Source organism: Xanthobacter nonsaccharivorans (genome assembly GCF_043194755.2).
Lineage (GTDB): Bacteria > Pseudomonadota > Alphaproteobacteria > Rhizobiales > Xanthobacteraceae > Xanthobacter > Xanthobacter autotrophicus_G.
Genome location: NZ_CM195526.1, coordinates 5,212,702 through 5,230,384, shown reverse-complemented (window position 1 = coordinate 5,230,384; position 17,683 = coordinate 5,212,702). Strand labels below are relative to the sequence as shown.

At 69.6% G+C, this 17,683-nt stretch carries 19 protein-coding genes; 3 read left to right on the top strand and 16 right to left on the bottom strand.

Annotated elements, in window-relative coordinates:
• Positions 1 to 52: 52 nt before the first annotated feature.
• The 3 genes from cbbX to V5F59_RS23915 all read right to left on the bottom strand — a co-directional run bounded on the left by cbbX (position 53) and on the right by V5F59_RS23915 (position 2,958).
• A complete protein-coding gene (gene cbbX, locus V5F59_RS23925) occupies positions 53 to 1,006 on the bottom strand; it encodes a CbbX protein (protein ID WP_393978819.1) in 954 nt (317 codons plus the stop codon).
• Between the two features lie 72 nt (positions 1,007 to 1,078).
• Complete coding sequence (locus V5F59_RS23920) at positions 1,079 to 1,480, bottom strand: ribulose bisphosphate carboxylase small subunit (protein WP_393978817.1); 402 nt, start codon at positions 1,478 to 1,480, stop codon at positions 1,079 to 1,081.
• 11 nt (positions 1,481 to 1,491) lie between these two features.
• Entirely contained in the window at positions 1,492 to 2,958 is a 1,467-nt protein-coding gene (locus tag V5F59_RS23915) for a form I ribulose bisphosphate carboxylase large subunit (RefSeq protein ID WP_393978815.1), read from the bottom strand.
• A gap of 98 nt (positions 2,959 to 3,056) precedes the next feature.
• Here V5F59_RS23915 and V5F59_RS23910 point away from each other — a divergent pair, with 98 nt between their 5' ends.
• Entirely contained in the window at positions 3,057 to 4,025 is a 969-nt protein-coding gene (locus V5F59_RS23910) for a LysR substrate-binding domain-containing protein (protein WP_393978813.1), read from the top strand.
• Positions 4,026 to 4,124: 99 nt separating this feature from the next.
• Here V5F59_RS23910 and V5F59_RS23905 read toward each other — a convergent pair whose 3' ends face one another.
• The 7 genes from V5F59_RS23905 to V5F59_RS23875 all read right to left on the bottom strand — a co-directional run bounded on the left by V5F59_RS23905 (position 4,125) and on the right by V5F59_RS23875 (position 10,716).
• Complete coding sequence (locus V5F59_RS23905) at positions 4,125 to 4,949, bottom strand: phosphodiesterase (RefSeq protein WP_393978811.1); 825 nt, start codon at positions 4,947 to 4,949, stop codon at positions 4,125 to 4,127.
• Positions 4,950 to 4,955: 6 nt separating this feature from the next.
• Positions 4,956 to 5,996: an ABC transporter ATP-binding protein gene (locus tag V5F59_RS23900; RefSeq protein WP_393978809.1), complete on the bottom strand. Its 1,041-nt coding sequence runs from the start codon at positions 5,994 to 5,996 to the stop codon at positions 4,956 to 4,958.
• On the bottom strand, positions 5,993 to 6,784 hold the full coding sequence (locus tag V5F59_RS23895) for an ABC transporter permease (RefSeq protein ID WP_393978807.1): 792 nt from the start codon (positions 6,782 to 6,784) through the stop codon (positions 5,993 to 5,995). Before V5F59_RS23895 ends, V5F59_RS23900 begins: the two co-directional genes overlap by 4 nt.
• 4 nt (positions 6,785 to 6,788) lie before the next feature.
• Positions 6,789 to 7,607 (bottom strand): ABC transporter permease, encoded by an 819-nt coding sequence (locus tag V5F59_RS23890; protein WP_393978805.1) that lies wholly within the window; start codon positions 7,605 to 7,607, stop codon positions 6,789 to 6,791.
• Positions 7,608 to 7,773: 166 nt separating this feature from the next.
• Positions 7,774 to 8,796, bottom strand: coding sequence for an ABC transporter substrate-binding protein (locus V5F59_RS23885; RefSeq protein ID WP_393978803.1), 1,023 nt, complete (start codon positions 8,794 to 8,796; stop codon positions 7,774 to 7,776).
• A 10-nt stretch (positions 8,797 to 8,806) separates the two neighbouring features.
• The gene (locus tag V5F59_RS23880; protein ID WP_393978801.1) at positions 8,807 to 9,862 is read right to left on the bottom strand and encodes a substrate-binding domain-containing protein; all 1,056 of its coding nucleotides are present in this window, start codon (positions 9,860 to 9,862) and stop codon (positions 8,807 to 8,809) included.
• 194 nt (positions 9,863 to 10,056) lie between these two features.
• On the bottom strand, positions 10,057 to 10,716 hold the full coding sequence (locus V5F59_RS23875) for a hypothetical protein (RefSeq protein WP_393978799.1): 660 nt from the start codon (positions 10,714 to 10,716) through the stop codon (positions 10,057 to 10,059).
• Positions 10,717 to 10,963: 247 nt separating this feature from the next.
• Between V5F59_RS23875 and V5F59_RS23870 the strand changes: the two genes are divergently transcribed.
• Together V5F59_RS23870 and V5F59_RS23865 are read left to right on the top strand one after the other, a co-directional pair.
• Complete coding sequence (locus tag V5F59_RS23870) at positions 10,964 to 11,683, top strand: response regulator (RefSeq protein WP_393978797.1); 720 nt, start codon at positions 10,964 to 10,966, stop codon at positions 11,681 to 11,683.
• On the top strand, positions 11,680 to 13,020 hold the full coding sequence (locus tag V5F59_RS23865) for an ATP-binding protein (RefSeq protein ID WP_393978795.1): 1,341 nt from the start codon (positions 11,680 to 11,682) through the stop codon (positions 13,018 to 13,020). The genes V5F59_RS23870 and V5F59_RS23865 overlap by 4 nt, the downstream gene beginning before the upstream one ends.
• Before the next feature lie 89 nt (positions 13,021 to 13,109).
• Here the strand turns inward: V5F59_RS23865 and V5F59_RS23860 are convergent, their stop codons facing one another.
• The 6 genes from V5F59_RS23860 to V5F59_RS23835 all read right to left on the bottom strand — a co-directional run bounded on the left by V5F59_RS23860 (position 13,110) and on the right by V5F59_RS23835 (position 17,648).
• Positions 13,110 to 13,991 (bottom strand): 3-hydroxybutyryl-CoA dehydrogenase, encoded by an 882-nt coding sequence (locus V5F59_RS23860; RefSeq protein WP_393978793.1) that lies wholly within the window; start codon positions 13,989 to 13,991, stop codon positions 13,110 to 13,112.
• Between the two features lie 200 nt (positions 13,992 to 14,191).
• Positions 14,192 to 15,145, bottom strand: coding sequence for an electron transfer flavoprotein subunit alpha/FixB family protein (locus tag V5F59_RS23855; protein WP_393978791.1), 954 nt, complete (start codon positions 15,143 to 15,145; stop codon positions 14,192 to 14,194).
• A complete protein-coding gene (locus V5F59_RS23850) occupies positions 15,145 to 15,894 on the bottom strand; it encodes an electron transfer flavoprotein subunit beta/FixA family protein (RefSeq protein ID WP_393978789.1) in 750 nt (249 codons plus the stop codon). Before V5F59_RS23850 ends, V5F59_RS23855 begins: the two co-directional genes overlap by 1 nt.
• A gap of 132 nt (positions 15,895 to 16,026) precedes the next feature.
• Positions 16,027 to 16,758 carry a rhomboid family intramembrane serine protease gene (locus tag V5F59_RS23845; RefSeq protein WP_393978787.1) on the bottom strand — a complete coding sequence of 244 codons (732 nt, stop codon included), beginning with the start codon at positions 16,756 to 16,758 and terminating at the stop codon, positions 16,027 to 16,029.
• Positions 16,759 to 16,864: 106 nt separating this feature from the next.
• A complete protein-coding gene (locus V5F59_RS23840; RefSeq protein WP_393978785.1) occupies positions 16,865 to 17,443 on the bottom strand; it encodes a cob(I)yrinic acid a,c-diamide adenosyltransferase in 579 nt (192 codons plus the stop codon).
• A 10-nt stretch (positions 17,444 to 17,453) separates the two neighbouring features.
• Complete coding sequence (locus tag V5F59_RS23835; protein ID WP_393978783.1) at positions 17,454 to 17,648, bottom strand: twin transmembrane helix small protein; 195 nt, start codon at positions 17,646 to 17,648, stop codon at positions 17,454 to 17,456.
• Positions 17,649 to 17,683 lie beyond the last annotated feature (35 nt).

The following is a 17,683-nucleotide window of genomic DNA, read 5'->3' as shown; positions in this document are numbered from 1 at the left end:
CCTCCGTGCGGCCCGTTCAGCGGGCCGTCACCGGTCTTATTGGTCCCGCGGCCTATTCGGCGCGGGGCGTGTAGTTCGGTGCGTCGATGCCGCCGGCGAAGACGCGGCTGGCGCGCACATCGCCTTCCACGATGGTGGAGAGCGCGTCGCGATCGGCAAGGCCGCCCGCCTCGAACAGGCGCAGGGACTGGCGCAGCCGCATGCGGTCCAAAGCGTTGCGGATGGAGCGCGCGTTGGCGAAGTTCGGCTGGGTGCGGCGCAGGGCGACATATTCCTCCAGCGCCACCTCGGCCTGCGGGCTGAAGGTGTAGTCCGCCTCCTCCGCCATGGTCCTGGCGATTTCCACCAGTTCGCCGTCCTCGTAATCGGGGAAGTCGATGTGGTGGGCGATGCGCGAGCGGAAGCCGGGATTGCTCTCGAAGAAGCGATCCATGCGGTCCTTGTAGCCGGCGAGGATCACCACCAGATCGTCGCGCTGGTTTTCCATCACCTGCAGCAGGATCTCGATGGCCTCCTGTCCGTAATCCCGCTCGTTCTCGGGCCGGTACAGATAATAAGCCTCGTCTATGAAGAGAACCCCGCCCATGGCCTTCTTAAGAATCTCTTTGGTCTTCGGTGCCGTGTGACCGATATATTGGCCCACGAGATCGTCCCGCGTCACCGAGACAAGATGACCCCGCCGCACATATCCAAGGCGGTGGAGGATCTGCGCCATCTTGAGCGCCACGGTGGTCTTGCCCGTGCCCGGGTTTCCGGTGAAGGCCATGTGCAGCGTCGGAGCGCCCGAGGTCAGGCCCAGGCGCTCGCGGGCGCGGCCGATGACGAGATGGGCGGCGATCTCGCGGATGCGGCGCTTCACGGGCTTCAGCCCGATCAGGCCCTCGTCGAGCTCGGCGAGAAATTCGGGAACCTCGCTCTCGGTGAAGAGAGCGCCGAGGTCGAGCTTGCTCTCGGCGGCCTCAGCCGGCAACGCGGCGGACGGTGCGGGAGTGGCAACATCGAGCATGACTCGAACCTCGGCGTTAAGTGGCGCGGTGGGAACAGCCGCGCTGGTGAAGCTTGGGAACTCTTGATCAGGTCACCGGGCGGCGTAGGCCCGGCTCTGGATGGCGTAGCGCTGGGTGCGGCCTTCTCCCTCGGTGCGGTCGAGGCGGAAGCCGTCTTCCTTCTCCGGCCGCTGGACGATGAAGGAGAGGCGGACCGTCTCCCATCCGCGGGTGGAGTCGAAGGCGTTCACCCGGACATAGAGCCCGGGATTGGCGGCGCGGCAGGCCTCGACCTCGCCATAGACGCCGGCGGCATCGCGCAGGTCGAACATGGGCGGGCCCCACATTTCCCAGTAGGTGTTCCGGGGGTGCGGGTCGTCCGTATATTCCACCGAGACCGCCCAGCCCTGGTCCAGGGCATACTGGATCTGGGCGCGGACCTGCGCCGGCGTGAGGTCGGGCAGGAAGGAGAAGGTGCCTTGGGTGATGCGCATGTCTCTTCTCCTCAGGCGACGGACGCGGTGGGCACGAAGTCGGACGTGTCGGTGGAGGCGTAGTTGAAGGTCACCTCGCCCCAGGTATCGAGGGCGGCGCGCAGCGGACGGCACCATTTGGCGGCCTCGATGAGGATTTCCGGCCCCTCGTTCTTGATATCCCGGCCCTCGTTGCGGGCGAGGATCATCGTCTCGAGGGCGACGCGGTTGGCGGTGGCGCCCGCCTGGATGCCATCCGGATGGCCGATGGTGCCGCCACCGAATTGCAGCACCACGTCCTCGCCGAACAGGTCGATGAGCTGGTGCATCTGGCCAGCGTGGATGCCGCCGGAAGCCACCGGCATCACCTTGCGCAGGCCCGCCCAGTCCTGGTCGAAGAAGAGGCCGCGGGTATAGTCGGTCTTCGTCGTCATCTCGCGGCAGACGTTGTAGTAGCCCTGCACGGTCATGGGGTCGCCTTCCAGCTTGCCCACCGCGGTGCCGGTGTGGAGATGGTCGACGCCGGCGAGGCGCAGCCACTTGGCGATCACCCGGAACGAGATGCCGTGGCCCTTCTGGCGCGTGTAGGTGCCATGGCCCGCACGATGCATGTGCAGGAGCATGTCATTCTCGCGGCACCAGTTGGAGATGGACTGGATGGCGGTCCAGCCGACGATGAGGTCCACCATCACCACCACGGAGCCCAGCTCCTTGGCGAACGCGGCGCGGCGGTACATCTCCTCCATGGTCCCGGCGGTGATGTTGAGGTAGTGCCCCTTCACCTCCCCGGTCTCGGCCTGGGCCTTGTTGACGGCCTCCATGCAGTAGAGGAAGCGGTCCCGCCAGTGCATGAAGGGCTGAGAATTGATGTTCTCGTCATCCTTCACGAAGTCGAGGCCGCCCTTGAGCGCCTCATAGACCACGCGGCCGTAGTTCTTGCCGGAAAGGCCGAGCTTCGGCTTGGTCGTCGCGCCGAGCAAAGGGCGGCCGAACTTGTCGAGGCGCTCACGCTCCACCACGATGCCGGTGGGCGGGCCGCGGAAGGTCTTCACATAGGCGACCGGAAGGCGCATGTCCTCCAGGCGGCAGGCCTTCAGCGGCTTGAAGGAGAAGACGTTGCCGATGATCGACGCGGTGAGGTTGGCGATGGAGCCTTCCTCGAACAGGTCGAGGTCATAGGCGACCCAGCAGAAATACTGGCCCGGCTGACCCGGCACCGGCTCGACCTTGTAGGCCTTGGCCCGGTACATGTCGGCGGCGGTGAGGCGGTCGGTCCACACCACGGTCCAGGTGGCGGTGGAGCTCTCGCCGGCGACGGCGGCCGCCGCCTCGATGGGGTCCACGCCCTCCTGAGGGGTCACGCGGAAGAGCGCCAGGACATCGGTGTCCTTCGGCTGGTAGTCGCCGTCCCAATAGCCCATCTGGGCATACTTGAGCACGCCGGCGGCGTACCTCTTCTTGGCATCCTTGATCTGCCCGATGGCGGCGTCGGCACCCATGATGGCGGCCCTCCTTGCTTGTTGAAGCCACCTTGCCGCGCATCAGGATTTAGGTAAATTTGAATGTCATGAAATAGGCATTCAGGAAACCTGAAGCCATGCCCCACTGGACCCTGAAGCAGCTGCGCCTCGTGGCCCTGGCCGCCGCCTCCGGCTCCTACGCCAAAGCGGCGCAGGACATGGGTTTGAGCCCCCCCGCAGTCACCGCCCAGATGAAGGCGCTGGAAGAGGACCTGGGCGTGCCGGTGTTCGAGCGCGCCGACGGACGCCTGCGACCGACCGCCGCTGGACAGGAGCTTCTCGCCGCCCAGCAGCGCATCGCCCAGGCTCTGGCGGAAGCCGAACGGGCCATCGCCGCGCTGAAGAGCCCGGATCGCGGATCGGTGGTGGTGGGGGTGGTCTCCACCGCCAAGTATTTCGCGCCCATGGCCTTGGCGGCATTCAGGAAACGCCATCCGGCAATCGAGCTGAAGCTGATGATCGGCAACCGCGAGGAGATCATCGAGGGGCTGATGCGTCTCGACCTCGACCTCGCCGTCATGGGCCGTCCGCCGGCGGCCATGGAGGCCGACACCAAGGTGATCGGCGACCATCCGCATGTGGTCATCGCCCCGCCGGAGCATCGGCTGATTCGCCGGCGACGCTTGACACCGGCCGATATCGCCAAGGAGGACCTGCTGGTGCGCGAGCCGGGCTCGGGCACGCGCATGCTCATGGAGCGGGTGTTCGACGAGGCGGGCGTGCCGCATCCGCCCATCGCCATGGAGATCGGCTCCAACGAGACCATCAAGCAGGCGGTGATGGCGGGTCTCGGCCTGTCCTTCATCTCCGCCCACACGGTGGCGGCGGAGGTGGCGGACGGGCGCCTCAAGGTGCTGGACGTGCAGGGCCTGCCGGTGGTGCGCCAATGGCTGGTGGTGCGGGCGCGGGACAAGCGCCTGCTGCCCGCCGGCCGCGCCCTTCAGGCCTTCTTGGCGCAGGAGGGCGCCGCCTTCCTGCCCCTCATGCCCGAGGGCGAGGGCGGGCGGTGCTTCCTGCCGGCGTCGGTGCGGCAGGACGGGGTGTGAAGGTCTCGGATCCCTCCGGGGCCCCTGGACGCAGCCGCCGCGCGGGCGCCCGGGATTCGCGTTCTTCCGTCCGGCGCGCTTCAGCCGGCCCGGGCGAGCTCAGCCCGGCGTGCCGATCGCCTTTCCATCCGGCCCGAAGAAGGGATGGGGCCCGGAAAACGTGCCGATGAAGCTGCGGTGGGTGACGAGCCGGCCGTCCGCGAACAGGTGCAGGGACAGGCTCGGCGGCTCCATGTGGAAGGTGGGCGGCGCGGCCGGATCAAGCGCCAGGCTCACCGAATGGGCCGGGGCCGGGCCGATGGTCGCGGCGATGCCGGCGAAGGTGGTCGTCACCGCCCGGTGCACGTGGCCGCAGGTGTAGGCGCACACCTGGGGATGGCGCCGCAGCACCTCCGCCAGCGCATCGGCATCGAACAGATTCTGCACGTCCATGTGCCGGATGCCGGTGAGGAACGGCGGATGGTGGGCACACACCAGCGCCGGCAGGCTGGGCTCGGCCGAAAGCGCCGCATCAAGGAAGGTAAGGCCCTCTTCCCCCAGCGTGCCGTGCGGCCGGCCGTGGACGGTGGAATCGAGCATCACGAGGCGGAGGGCAAAGCCTTCCACCACATAATTCACGCGCCCGCCGGCCGTACGCGCGGCGATCTCCGGGAAGGCCCTGAGCAAACCCTGCGAGCTGTCGTGGTTCCCCGGCAGCGGGAACAGGGGCATGGGCAGCCGGCCGGTGATCTCGCGGAAACGGGCATATTCGGCCGGGTCGTCGAAATCGGTGAGGTCGCCGGTGACGATCACCACGTCCGGGCGCGGATCGAGGGCGAGGATGTGGTCGACGGCCGCGGCGAGATAGATGGCGGTGTCCACCACCCCGTAGGCGAGGCTGCCGGGGCGGCGGATGTGGGTGTCGGTCAGCTGGGCGATGAGCATGGGGTCTCAGGCGAGAACGATTCGGGCTGGATCGAGGATGAGCCCGACAGCCCCCCCGGCGGCAAGAGCCATGTCGGTGGGGGCCTCGGCGACGAGGCGTACCCCGCCCGGCCCGGTGAGGGTGACGCGCTGGCGCGCGCCCTGGAACTCCACCTGCACCACCTCGAACACCAGCTGGGCTTCCGCTGGGTTGGCGAGCCGCGCCGCCTCCGGGCGGAACAGCAGGCGCGCCGTCGCCCGGTCCGGCCCGGGCATGGGGAGAACGCCGGCCGCGGTCTCGAAGCGCCCGTGGCGCACCGCCCCTTCTAGCCGGTTGGTGATGCCGACGAAGTCGGCCACGAAATCGTCGGCCGGCTGGAAATAGACCTCGCGCGGCGTGCCCACCTGGGCGATGCCGCCGTTCTTCATCACCACGATGCGGTCGCCCAGCGCCAGCGCCTCCGCCTGGTCGTGGGTGACATAGATGGCGGTGATGGCGAGGCGCTTGAGCAGCGCGTCGATCTCGGAACGCAGATGCTCGCGCAGCGCCGCGTCGAGGGCGGTGAGCGGCTCGTCCAGCAGGATCACCCGCGGGCGGACGGCGAGCGCCCGGGCCAGCGCCACGCGCTGGCGCTGGCCGCCGGAGAGCTGGTCGATCCGCCGCTCCGCCAGCTGGCCGATGCGCATCATCTCCAGCACCGCGCCGGCCCGGGCGCGCCGCTCCGCCTTGGCGGCGCCGCGCACGCGCAGGCCGTAGGCCACGTTGTCGATGACGCTCATGTTGGGAAACAGGGCGTAGGACTGGAACACCATGCCCACGTTGCGCTTCTCGATGGGCAGGGCCGTCACCTCCGCCCCGTCGAACAGGATGCGCCCGCCGGCATCCGGCGTTTCCAGCCCGGCGATGAGGCGCAGGAGCGTCGTCTTCCCGCATCCGGAGGGACCGAGCAGCACCAGCGTCTCGCCCGCCTTCACCTGCAGGTCGACGGGATGCAGGGCGCGCGTGCCGTCCGCATAGGTCTTGCCGCAGGCCGAGACGGTGATGGCGGCGCCGGAGGGGGTGGTCATTTCGCGCCTCCGGGAGTGCGGCCGAACAGTTGCAGGGCGACGAGCAGCGGCACGATCATGACGAAGAAGACCAGCGTGTAGGCGCTCGCAATCTCGAGGCGCATGGAGGCGTAGCTGTCGGCAAGGCCCACCGGCAGCGTCTTGGTGAGCGGGGTGTGCAGCATCCAGGTGAGGTTGAACTCGCCGATGGAGAGCGTCACCACCATCAGCGCCCCGGCGAGGATGCCGCCTCGCGCGTTGGGCACCACCACATGGAAGAAGCGCTGCAGCGGCGAGGCGCCCAGCGAGGCCGCCCCCTCCTCCAGCGTGCGCACGTCGACGGCGGCGAGCACCGCCATCACCGAGCGCAGCATGAAGGGCAGCGTGTAGAGCACGTGGCCGGTGAGGATGAACAGCGGGCTCATGCGGAAATCCCGCCAGCCGCCGTAGGCGAGGATGAGGGCCAGCGCCAAAGCCAGCCCGGGGATGGCCACCGGCAGCGTCACCACCTCCTCCACGAGGCGCGACAGGCGCGAGGGCCGGCGCACCAGCGCCCAGGCCGCGGGCACGCCGAGCACCAGCGTGACGGCAAGCGTGCCGAGGGCGATCCCCAGCGAGAGCAGGATCGTGCCCGAATAGAGCTCCAGCACCTGCCTGACCCATTCGAGCGTCAGGCCGGAGGCGAGGCCGCGGAAGTAATTCGTCGTGAAGCCGGCGAGGATGGAGGCCCCCGCCGGCACCATCAGGAAGGCGCAGGCGATGAGCGTCACCAGCAGCTGGAAGGCGAAGGTCAGGCGGTGGGGCGTCATGGCTTCACCCCGCCGCCGCGACGCCGGAGCCGGCGAGATTGCGCGACAGCGCCAGCACCGCCCAGGTGATAAGGCCCAGCGCGATGGAGAGCGCCGCCGCCGTGGCGAAGTTCGCGTTGAGGGTGAACTCCGTGTAGATGGTCATGGCCAGCACGTCGATGCGCGTCGCCAGGGTGAAGGCGGTGCCGAAGGCCCCCATGGCGGTGGCGAAGGCGATGGCGCCGGAGGCCATGAGCGCCGGGGCGATGCCCGGCAGCGTCACGTCCCGCAGCACCGCGAGCCGCCCCGCGCCCAGCGAGCGCGCCGCTTCCTCCAGGGCCGGATCGAGCTTCTCCACCGCGGCCATGAGGGTGACGAGCACGCGCGGCAGCGAGAAATAGACATAGCCGGCGAACAGGCCCGCCATGGAATAGGCGAAGACCCACCGCCCCATTCCGAGCCCCACGGACAGGCTGGACAGCAGCCCCTGCCGGCCCGCCAGCAGGATGATCATGAAGCCCACCACCACGCCGGGAAAGGCGAGCGGAAGGGTCAGCAGGGACACCAGAAGCGGACGGCCCCGGAAGCGGTTCCGGGCGAGGAACAGGGACACCACCGTGCCGATGGCGAGGGTCGCGGCGGTGACGGCTGCCGATAGGAGCAGCGTCGCCACCAGCGTCGCCAGATGGCGGGGATTGGTCAGGATCGCCAAATATTCCGCCAGCCCGTTCGGCCCCGAGCCGGCGACGCCCACGAGCCGCACCAAAGGCAGCAGGAAGAAGGCCGCCACGAACAGGAAGAGCGGCAGCAGGAACAGGCGGGCGAGACGGTCGGCGCTGTGCATGGGAGCTGGGCCTGGATGGAAAGGGACCGGCGCGGCGGCGAGCGTTCCGGCCCGGACGCTTCCCCCGGGCGCGCCGGGGGATGACAGGGCTGGAGCCGGCGCCGGTCAGCCTGCATCGCAAGCCGACCGGGTCGCGCGCCGGGCGCGGTTCAAGATGCGGACCGCCTCACTTCACCGCGTTGAGATAGGCTTCCGAGAAGCCCTTCTGCGCCGCTTCCATCTTGGCATAGTCCACCGGCTTGGCGCGGGCATAGTCGGCGGCCGGCAGGAAGCGATCCGCCACCTCCTTCGGCAGCTCGACGTTGCGGGCGGGGCGCAGGTAGGCCTTCGCCCACATGGCCTGGCCCTTGTCGGAGAGCACATAGTCGAGGATCTTCTTCGCCGCCTCCGGATGGGGCGCGCCCTTCACCATGGTCATCACATAGGGCACCACCACCGTGCCCTCGCAGGGGATGACGAAGGCAAAGTTGCCCTTCTCCGAATATTTGGCCCGGTAGGCGTTGAAGTCGTAATCGAACAGGATCGGAATCTCGCCGGAGACGACGCGGGCATAGGACGTCTGCTTCGGCACGATGGGCCCGTTCGCCTGCAGCTTCCTGAAGTATTCGATGCCAGGCTTGAAGTCGTCGAGGGAGCCGCCCGTGGCACCGTTCACAGCCACCGCGCCCACATAGCCCACGAAGGCGGAGGTGGGATCGAGATAGCCCACGAGGCCCTTGTATTCGGGCTTCAGCAGGTCCGCCCAGCAGGCCGGCACCGGGGCGCCGCCCAGGGCATCCTTGTTCACGAACAGGCCGAGGGTGCCGGAATGGATGGTGAACCAGTTCCCGTCCTTGTCCTTCAGGCCGTCGGGGATCTCCGAGAAGCCCTTCGGCTCGTAGGGCTGGGTCACGCCGGCATCCTTCGCCTTGATGCCGAAGGTGACGCCCAGATACGCCACGTCCGCCACCGGGCTCGCCTTCTCGGCGAGGATCTGGGCGAGGGACTGGCCGGAATTCTTGTTGTCCTGCGGCACGTCGATGCCGAGATCAGCCTTGATGGCCTTCAGCATGGCGCCCCAGTCGGCCCATTCGGGCGGGCAGTTGTAGCAGATGGCGTCCGCCGCCACGGCGGGACGCGCCGGGACGAGGGCGAGCGACAGGGCGGCAAGGGCACTCGCGGCGACAAGACCAGTCAGGGTGCGGCGCATGGCTTCGGCCTCACGGGTTGGAAACGGGGGAACAGGGAACAGACACGGCATCTGCCGGCGCGGCGGCGAGCGTGCCGCCGGGACGGAGGGTGAAGGGCAGGTGCTCGACGCGCGGTGGCGCATCGTCCTCCAGCATGGCGAACAGCATCTCCACCGCCCGCTCGCCCATGCGGCGGGTAGGGGTGTCGACGGTCGCGAGCGTCGGGTTCATGACGTGGCCGAGAGCGATGCCGTCGAAGCCGGCGAGGGAGACGTCGGCAGGCACGCCGAGGCCGAGGTCGCGCAGCGCGCCGGCCACCGAAAGAGCGAGGAGATCGTTGGAGCACAAGGCCGCGGTGGGGCGGCCGGGGCTGAGGAACAGGCCGGCGAGGGCCTCCGCATGGCCGGGCACATCGCTGAGGTAGTCGAGCTCCACCGGCGCCTCGGCCGTCAGCCCGGCCGCCGTCATGGCCGCCGCATAGCCCTCGTGCCGGCGGCGGGAGCGGTCGGAGGTGGAGAAGCGGCCGGCGAGGTAGGCAATGCGCCGGTGCCCGGCGGCGATCATCGCCCCGGTGAGGGCGAAGGTCGCGGCGGCGTTGTCCACGCACACGGCCGCGCGTCGCGTGCGCACCGGCTCGTTGTGGATCAGGACATAAGGGATATGCTCGGCGTCGAGCATGTCCAGCGTGGGGTTCTCGTCCGCGTCGGCCACGGTGAGGATGAGGCCGGCCACGTTCTGCGCCACCAGCGTCTCCACCAGTTCCGCCTCGCGCCCGGCCTCGTAATCCGTGGCGGTGAGGAGCAGGGTGTGGCGGCGCTCGCGCGCGGCGGCCTCCATGCCGGCCACGGAGGCGGCGAAGACCGGGTTCATAAGGCTCGGGATGACCACGCCCAGCGTGCGCATGCGCAGAGTCTTCAGCGCCCGGCCGATCTCGCTCGGGCGGAAGCCCAGGGCAGTGATGGCGGCGCGCACCCGGGTCTCCACCTCGGTGCTGGTGGGCGCAGACCGGTTGATCACGCGACTGACGGTCGCGATGGAGCAGCCGGCGTGCTCCGCGACGGTGCGGATGGTCACGATGCGGGCCAAGGACGTTTCCTGAAGCACGCGGCGCTGGATTGCGTCGCTGAAATCGTTTTCAGGATCTTCCTCTAACCCACCGCCGGCGACAAGCGTGTGACACGCGCCGGAGCCCGCGAACGCGGACAGCGGGCGTGCCGAGGCACGCCCGCTGCAGGGAGGGGACAATCAAGGGCGGCGAGCATCCCCTCCTTTGCGAAGCCTCACCGGGGTGGGAGGCAATGGTCCTGCTGTGGGCAGGGCGCCCCCATCGGCCCCGGGGGCGGCGGCGGAGGGGGAAGCAGGGTCGGCTCCAGGCGCACCATGCGCTCCAGCTGCTCCGGCGAGAGGCGCGCCTTCAGCGCCGTCACCGCCTGGGACAACCGGGTGCCGGCCTTGCCCGCCGCCTCCACGTGGGAGGCAAAGGCGGAGGTGAGGGCGAAGGCCTCGGGCCTCGGGAGCACGCCTTCAGCCCCGGGCGCGGGGGGCGGGCCGGGCGGCAGGTCCGGCGGCGGCAGCATCGCCTGCAGGGCATCGGTGAAATCGCGCCAGGCATCAAGCTGGGCGGCGCGGATGCCGAGAGCCACTTCCGCGGCGGCAAGGTTGCGGGCGAGGGCTAGCGGCCCGCCGGGCGGGCGGGGACGACCGGAGGGACGACCCTCCGCCCTCGGACCGCCCTCCGGCGGCGGGAAGCCCGGAGGACCGCCCTGCGGGCCCTGCACGTCCAGGGCCGCCATCTGCACGGACCGGGCGCTTTCGACCTGGGGCAGGCGCTCCTGCGTCTTCGCCTTCGTGGCGACCGGCGACGCGAGCACCCCGATCGCCAGCAGCGGAGCAACCAGAGCGCTGGCGAGCAGCGCTTTGCGTATCGGTGTGCGCGGCATTGTGTGCCTCCGTCCGATGTTGTTCGATGAGCAACGTGACCCGCCCCTGTTGCTGCCGAAGGTCTCTTCGTGTCCGAACGTCACCGCCGCGGTCCATTTTGTAACGCAATGTTGCTGGGCGGCGCGGGGCAACACTCGGACGCAAGAGGCGGAACACAACAGGGGTCCAACGCGCGGAGGGCGTCCTTTATGGTGTTGCGCCGCCGCAGCACAAACCTTCAGGCGCGGTCTCGGGAGGTGAGCAGAGTTGGACGCGGGCGCACACATTCTCGTCGTTGATGACGATCTGGAAATCCGCAAGCTGCTGGGGCGCTACCTCACGGCACAGGGCTTCCGCGTGACCACGGCGGGCGACGGCCGCGAGATGGAGGAGGCGCTCGCCACCCATCGCATCGACCTGGTGGTGCTGGACCTGATGCTGCCCGACGCCTCCGGGCTCGATCTCTGCCGCGCGCTGCAGGCCGGCGCGCGCACGCCGGTCATCCTCCTCACTGCCCTGAAGGAGGATGTGGACCGCATCATCGGTCTGGAGATCGGCGCCGACGATTATCTGGGCAAGCCCTTCAACCCGCGTGAGCTGGTGGCGCGCATCCGCGCCGTGCTGCGCCGCTCCGGCGCCATGGACGCTCCGGCCGCCGCCGCCCGCGCCTTCCGCTTCGCCCGCTTCCGGGTGGAGCCCGAGCTGCGCCGCATCACCGACGATGCGGGCAGCGAGGTGCCCCTGACGGGCGCCGAGTTCGACCTGCTCATCGCCTTCCTGGAACGGCCGGGGCGCATCCTGTCCCGCGACCAGCTGCTCGACATCACCAAGGGCCGGGAGGCCGGGCCCTTCGACCGGTCGGTGGACGTGCTGGTGAGCCGCCTGCGGCGCAAGCTCGGCGACCAGGGGGCCTTCCAGATCCTGAAGACGCTGCGCAACGGCGGCTACCAGCTCGCGGTCCGGGTCGAGCAGGAGGAGACCCCTTGAGGTCCCTGCGCGCCCAGGTCTCCGCGCTCATGGTCCTGGCCTTGCTGGCGGTGGTGGCGCTCGCCAACGGCGCCTCCTTCTTCCTCGCCCGGCCCGAGCTGCCGCCCTTCGGCGGCCACGGCATCCGGGCCGCCGACCTGCTGATCATGGCCGATCTCGCCTCGGCCGTGCCCACCGGCGCCGAGGTGACCTCCGGGGGGCGCTCGGCGCTGCTGCGGACCGCACCGCCGGCCGGAGAGATCAATCCCGAAGAGACGCGCCTTCTGGCCGAGGCCCTGATGCGGCGCGGCGCGGTGCTGCCCGTGCGGGTCCTGCGCCCGCCGGGCGCGCCTCCCGGCCCCGGCGGGCCGGGCGAGCGGAGCGGCACCACCGCGATCGGCCTACCGGACGGGCGCTGGCTGGTGCTGGAGGGGCTTGCGGAGCCCTGGACTCCGCGCGGGCCACCGGGCGGCACGTTCGGCCTCGCCACCTGGCTCGCCTTCCTGGTCGCGGGGGTGGCGCTGGTGGCCGTCTTCGCCGTGCGTCGGCTGACCAAGCCCCTCGCCCTCATCGAGGAGGCGGTGCGCCGCATCGGCCCCGATGGCGAGCCGCCCATTCTCCCGGAGGAGGGGCCCACCGAAGTCCGCGCAGCGGCCGCCGCCATCAACCGCCTGTCGGCGCTGCTGAAGGGCTCCCTGGACAGCCGCATGCGCATCGTGGCGGGTGCCGCGCACGACCTGCGCACGCCGCTGACCCGCATGCGGCTGCGCGCCGAATTCATCCCGGACGACGAGGAGCGGGCCCAGTGGCTCACCGACCTCGAGGAGCTGGACCGCATCGCCGACAGTGCCATCCGCCTCGTGCGCGAGGAGGTGGGGGGCGGCCCGGAGGAGAAGCTGCGGCTGGATGCGCTGGTGGAGGCCGTGGTGGCCGAGGTCGGCGAGGCGCGCCTCGAGGTGGCCCTGGTCTCCACCCAGCCCGTGACGGTCCGCGGCCGCCCGCTCTCGCTGAAGCGCGCGGTGCGCAACCTCATCGTCAATGCCGCAACCCACGGCGGCGGGGCGCGGGTGGCGGTGGGCGGGGCGAGCGACCGGGCGGTGCTGATCATCGAGGATGACGGGCCCGGCATCCCCGAGACGCTGATGGGGCAGGTGTTCGAGCCCTTCTTCCGGGTGGATCCGGCGCGTCATGTGAGCATCCCCGGCGCGGGCCTGGGGCTGGCCATCGCCAACGAGATCATCTCCCGCCACCGCGGGCGCCTCACCCTGGCCAACCGGCCGGGCGGCGGCCTGCTGCAGAAGGTGGACCTGCCGGCGGTGGAGGCGGATGCCGAGGAGACCGAAGGCCTGGCGGGCTGAAGCCGGCATGGCCGGCCGGGCCCGTTCCAAAAAACAAAGGGCGCCGACCGGCGGCGCCCTTCTTTCCCGAAGCCGCTCTGCGGCGCCCCTCAGCGGGTGGGGACCGGCTTCTCGCCGCGATAATCGTAGAAGCCGCGCTGCGTCTTGCGGCCGAGCCAGCCGGCCTCGACATACTTCACCAGCAGCGGGCAGGGTCGGTACTTGGAATCGGCGAGGCCCTCGTGCAGCACCTGCATCACCGCCAGGCAGGTGTCGAGGCCAATGAAATCGGCGAGCTGCAGCGGGCCCATGGGATGGTTCGCGCCCAGCTTCATGGCCCGGTCGATGGAATCCACGGAGCCGACGCCCTCATAGAGGGTGTAGATGGCCTCGTTGATCATCGGCAGCAGGATGCGGTTGACGATGAAGGCCGGGAAATCCTCGGCCACCGCATATGTCTTGTGCAGCCGGGTGACGAACTGCTTGGCGCTCTCGAAGGTATCGTCGTCGGTGGCGATGCCCCGCACCAGCTCCACCAGCTCCATCAGCGGCACCGGATTCATGAAGTGAATGCCGATGAAGCGCTCCGGCCGGTCGGTGGACGCGGCAAGTCGGGTGATGGAGATGGAAGAGGTATTGGAGGCCAGCAGCGTCTCCGGCTTCACCACCGTGCAGAGGCCGGAGAAGATCTTCCGCTTGACCTCTTCCCGCTCGGTGGCGGATTCGATCACGAGGTCGCAGTCGGCGAGGTCCTCGACCTTCTCGGCCGCCGCGATGCGGGAGAGGGCCGCCTGTCGGTCGGCCTCGTTCACGGTGCCCTTGGACACCTGCTTGGCCATGTTGCCGTTGATGGTGGCGAGGCCGGACCGGATGCGGTCGGGATCCGCGTCGTTGAGGGCCACGTCATAGCCGGCGAGCGCGCAGACATGCGCGATGCCGTTGCCCATCTGGCCTGCGCCGATGACCCCGACCTTCTTGATCTCGAGCGGCATGGTTCTCTCGTTTCGCCTTGCTGCCGGAGGGGAGGAGCCGGCGCCCCTGCGGCCGCGGCCGGAATCGGCCGGCCACTGCCTGCGCTACCTTAGAGCCGGATCCGGTTCGGCTAAATGCGCCGAATCGGTGAATTCGTCTCCAAACTCGATATGGAGGATCGCACCCGGCCGGCTCGCCATGCGCGCCGGCCGGCGCGTGCTCAGCCCTTGACCTTGGCGATTTCCGCCTTGAGCTCGGGCACCACGGAGAAGATGTCGCCCACCAGGCCGTAGTCGGCAACCTGGAAAATAGGCGCCTCCTCGTCCTTGTTGATGGCGACGATGACCTTGGAGTCCTTCATGCCGGCGAGGTGCTGGATGGCGCCGGAGATGCCGAGCGCCACGTAGAGCTCGGGGGCGACCACCTTGCCGGTCTGGCCCACCTGCCAGTCGTTGGGCGCATAGCCGGCGTCCACCGCGGCGCGGGAGGCGCCGACCGCCGCGCCCAGCGCATCGGCCAAAGGCTCGATGAGCTCGGCGAACTTCTCGCGCGAGCCGACCGCGCGGCCACCCGACACGATGATCTTCGCCGCGGTGAGCTCCGGACGGTCGGAAGCGGCGATGGCCTCCTCCACGAAGGTGGAGACGGCCGGATCGGCCACGGCCGCGACGGCCTCGACGGCCTCGACGGCCGCGGAGCCGCCCTCGGCGGTGGCGGCGAAGGAGGCGGTGCGCACGGTGACCACCTTCTTGGCGTCGCCGGACTTCACCGTCTGGATGGCGTTGCCGGCATAGATGGGACGCTCGAACGTATCGGGCGCCACCACCTTGGTGATGTCGGACACCTGCATCACGTCGAGGAGGGCGGCGACGCGCGGCAGCACGTTCTTCACCATGGCGGTGGAGGGGCCGACGATGGCGTCATAGGCCGGAGCCAGCGACACGATGAGCGCGGCGAGCGGCTCGGCGAGGCGGTGCGCATAGAGCGCGTCGTCCGCCAGCAGCACCTTCTCGACGCCCGAGAGCTTGGCCGCGGCATCCGCGACGGCCTTGGCGTCCTTGCCGGCCACCAGCACGTGCACCGGGCCGCCGATGGCGGCGGCGGCGGTCAGGGCCTTGGCGGTGACGCCGTTGAGAGCCGAATTGTCGTGTTCGGCAACGAGCAGAACAGCCATCAGATCACCCCCGCCTCATCCTTGAGCTTCGCCACCAGCTCGGCCACCGAGCCCACCTTCACGCCCGCCTTGCGGCCGGCGGGTTCGGCGGTGCTCAGCACCGTGAGGCGCGGGGCGACGTCGACGCCGTAGTCCGCCGGGGTCTTCTCGCCGATGGGCTTCTTCTTCGCCTTCATGATGTTGGGCAGCGAAGCGTAGCGCGGCTCGTTGAGGCGCAGGTCCGTCGTGACGATGGCCGGCCCCTTGAGCTGGACGGTCTGCAGGCCGCCGTCGATTTCGCGGGTAATGGCGAAGCCGCCGTCTTCCACCACCACCTTGGAGGCGAAGGTGCCCTGCGGCCAGCCGAGCAGCGCCGCCAGCATCTGGCCGGTCTGGTTGCAGTCGTCGTCGATGGCCTGCTTGCCGAGGATGACGAGGCCGGGGGCTTCCTCGCCCACCACGCCCTTGAGGATCTTGGCGACGGCCAGCGGTTCCACCGTGGCGTCGGTCTTCACCAGGATGCCGCGGTCGGCGCCCATGGCCAGCGCGGTGCGCAGCGTCTCGGACGCCTGGGCCGGTCCGATGGACACGGCGACCACTTCCGTCGCCTTGCCGGCCTCCTTCAGGCGGAGCGCCTCCTCGACGGCGATCTCGTCGAACGGGTTCATGGACATCTTGACGTTCGCCAACTCGACGCCAGAGCCGTCCGACTTCACCCGGACCTTCACGTTGTAATCCACCACCCGCTTAACGGGCACCAGGATCTTCATAGAGGCGTGCTCCCCGTTCCCGAAATTGCGACCGGAAGTCGAAAAATCGCCTCCGCCGCCGTGACTTCCGCCTGTTCCCTGCGATGCAGCATTTCTTGCGGGCGCGCAACGTAGGAGGGGGCAGAAAGCGTGTCAACGCTCGCTTCTTCGCGGCGCCGGCCGGCTCGGCACGCCGGAGGGATCGCGATCGAACAACACAACCCCAGGCTGTCGCATCACCGCCACCAGCACCGCACCGGACAGGAAGCCGCCAAGGTGAGCCCACCACGCGGTTTCCTGGTCGTGGGCGGCGAGGACCTGCCAGACCTGGAGGGTGAACCAGGCGCCGATCACCCAATAGGCCGGCACCCGAAGCGGGATCTTCATGAGCAGGAGCGCCCAGAGGCGGATGTTGGGGTGCAGCATGAGATAGGCGGCGATCACGCCGGCCACCGCCCCCGAGGCCCCCACCAGCGGCACCTCCGAGGCGGGATCGGCGAGGATATGGGCCGCCCCGGCGATGATGCCGCACAGCAGATAGAAGGCGAGGAAGCGCCAGTGGCCCAGGGCGTCCTCCACATTGTCGGCGAACACGAACAGGAAGGCCATGTTGCCGATGAGGTGCAGCCAGCCGCCATGCAGGAACATGTAGGTGACGAGGGTGAGGAGCGGCGGCAGGCGCTCGTAGCCGGGGGGCAGCACCGCCTCGCCCGTCACCACGGCGGGGATGGTGCCGTAGCCGAGCACGCCCGCCTCGCTGACCTCGCCGAGCGCCCCGTGCTGGAGCACCGCGAATACCAGCACATTCACCGCGAGCAGCCCCCAGGTGACATAAGGGCGCACGATGTTCTCGAGCGGATTGGCGTCGGCGATGGGTACGAACATGGCGGCCTGTCCCGGCGGGACCCGCCCGGCACCCCCGCCGCCCGGCCCCACGCTGGAGCTTAGAGCCCGACCGGCCGGATGGCACCCCGGATCTCGATGAGAGGCGCTATCGGCTCGCCCCCGGCACCCAGAGCACGTCGCCGGCGCCGCGGGCGTTGGCGTGGCGGGCGGCGACGAAGAGCAGGTCCGACAGGCGGTTCACATATTGGATGGCCGGCGCCCCCACCTGCCCGTCCCCCTGGTGGGAGAGCTCCACCATGATCCGCTCCGCCCGCCGGCAGATGGTCCGGGCCAGGTGAAGATGCGCCGCGGCGGGGCTTCCGGCCGGCAGCACGAAGGAGGTGAGGGGTGTGAGACCGGCGTTCAGCGCGTCGATGTCCTCTTCCAGCCGCGCCACCTGCGCGGGGACGATGCGCAGCGCCGTGCCCGGCGGCTCGTGCGCGGCCGGCGGCACGCAGAGGTCGGCGCCGAGGTCGAACAGGTCGTTCTGGATGCGCGTCAGGATGGCGTCGAGGACGGCATCGGCGCCCACATGCAGGCGGGCGATGCCGATGGCCGCATTGGCCTCATCCACCGCGCCATAGGCATCCACCCGCAGGTCGTACTTGGGCACCCGCGCGCCAGTGCCGAGGCCCGTGGTGCCGTCATCGCCGGTCCGGGTGTAGATCTTGTTCAGCTTGACCATGGCCGTGCCTTCACCGCCCCATGGCGTAGACGGTGATCATGACAAGGATGATCGCCAGAAACTGGAACAGCACGCGCATCTGCATCAGCTTCTGCGAGCGCTGCGGCGAGCCGCCCGAGGCGAAGTTGAACAGGCCGAGGAACAGCACCCCCGCCACCAGGGCGAGCGCCAGCGGAATGAAGAGATAGATGGACCAGTGAAGCATGGGACACCTTTGGAGCGTCTTCGAGCGCAGCGCAT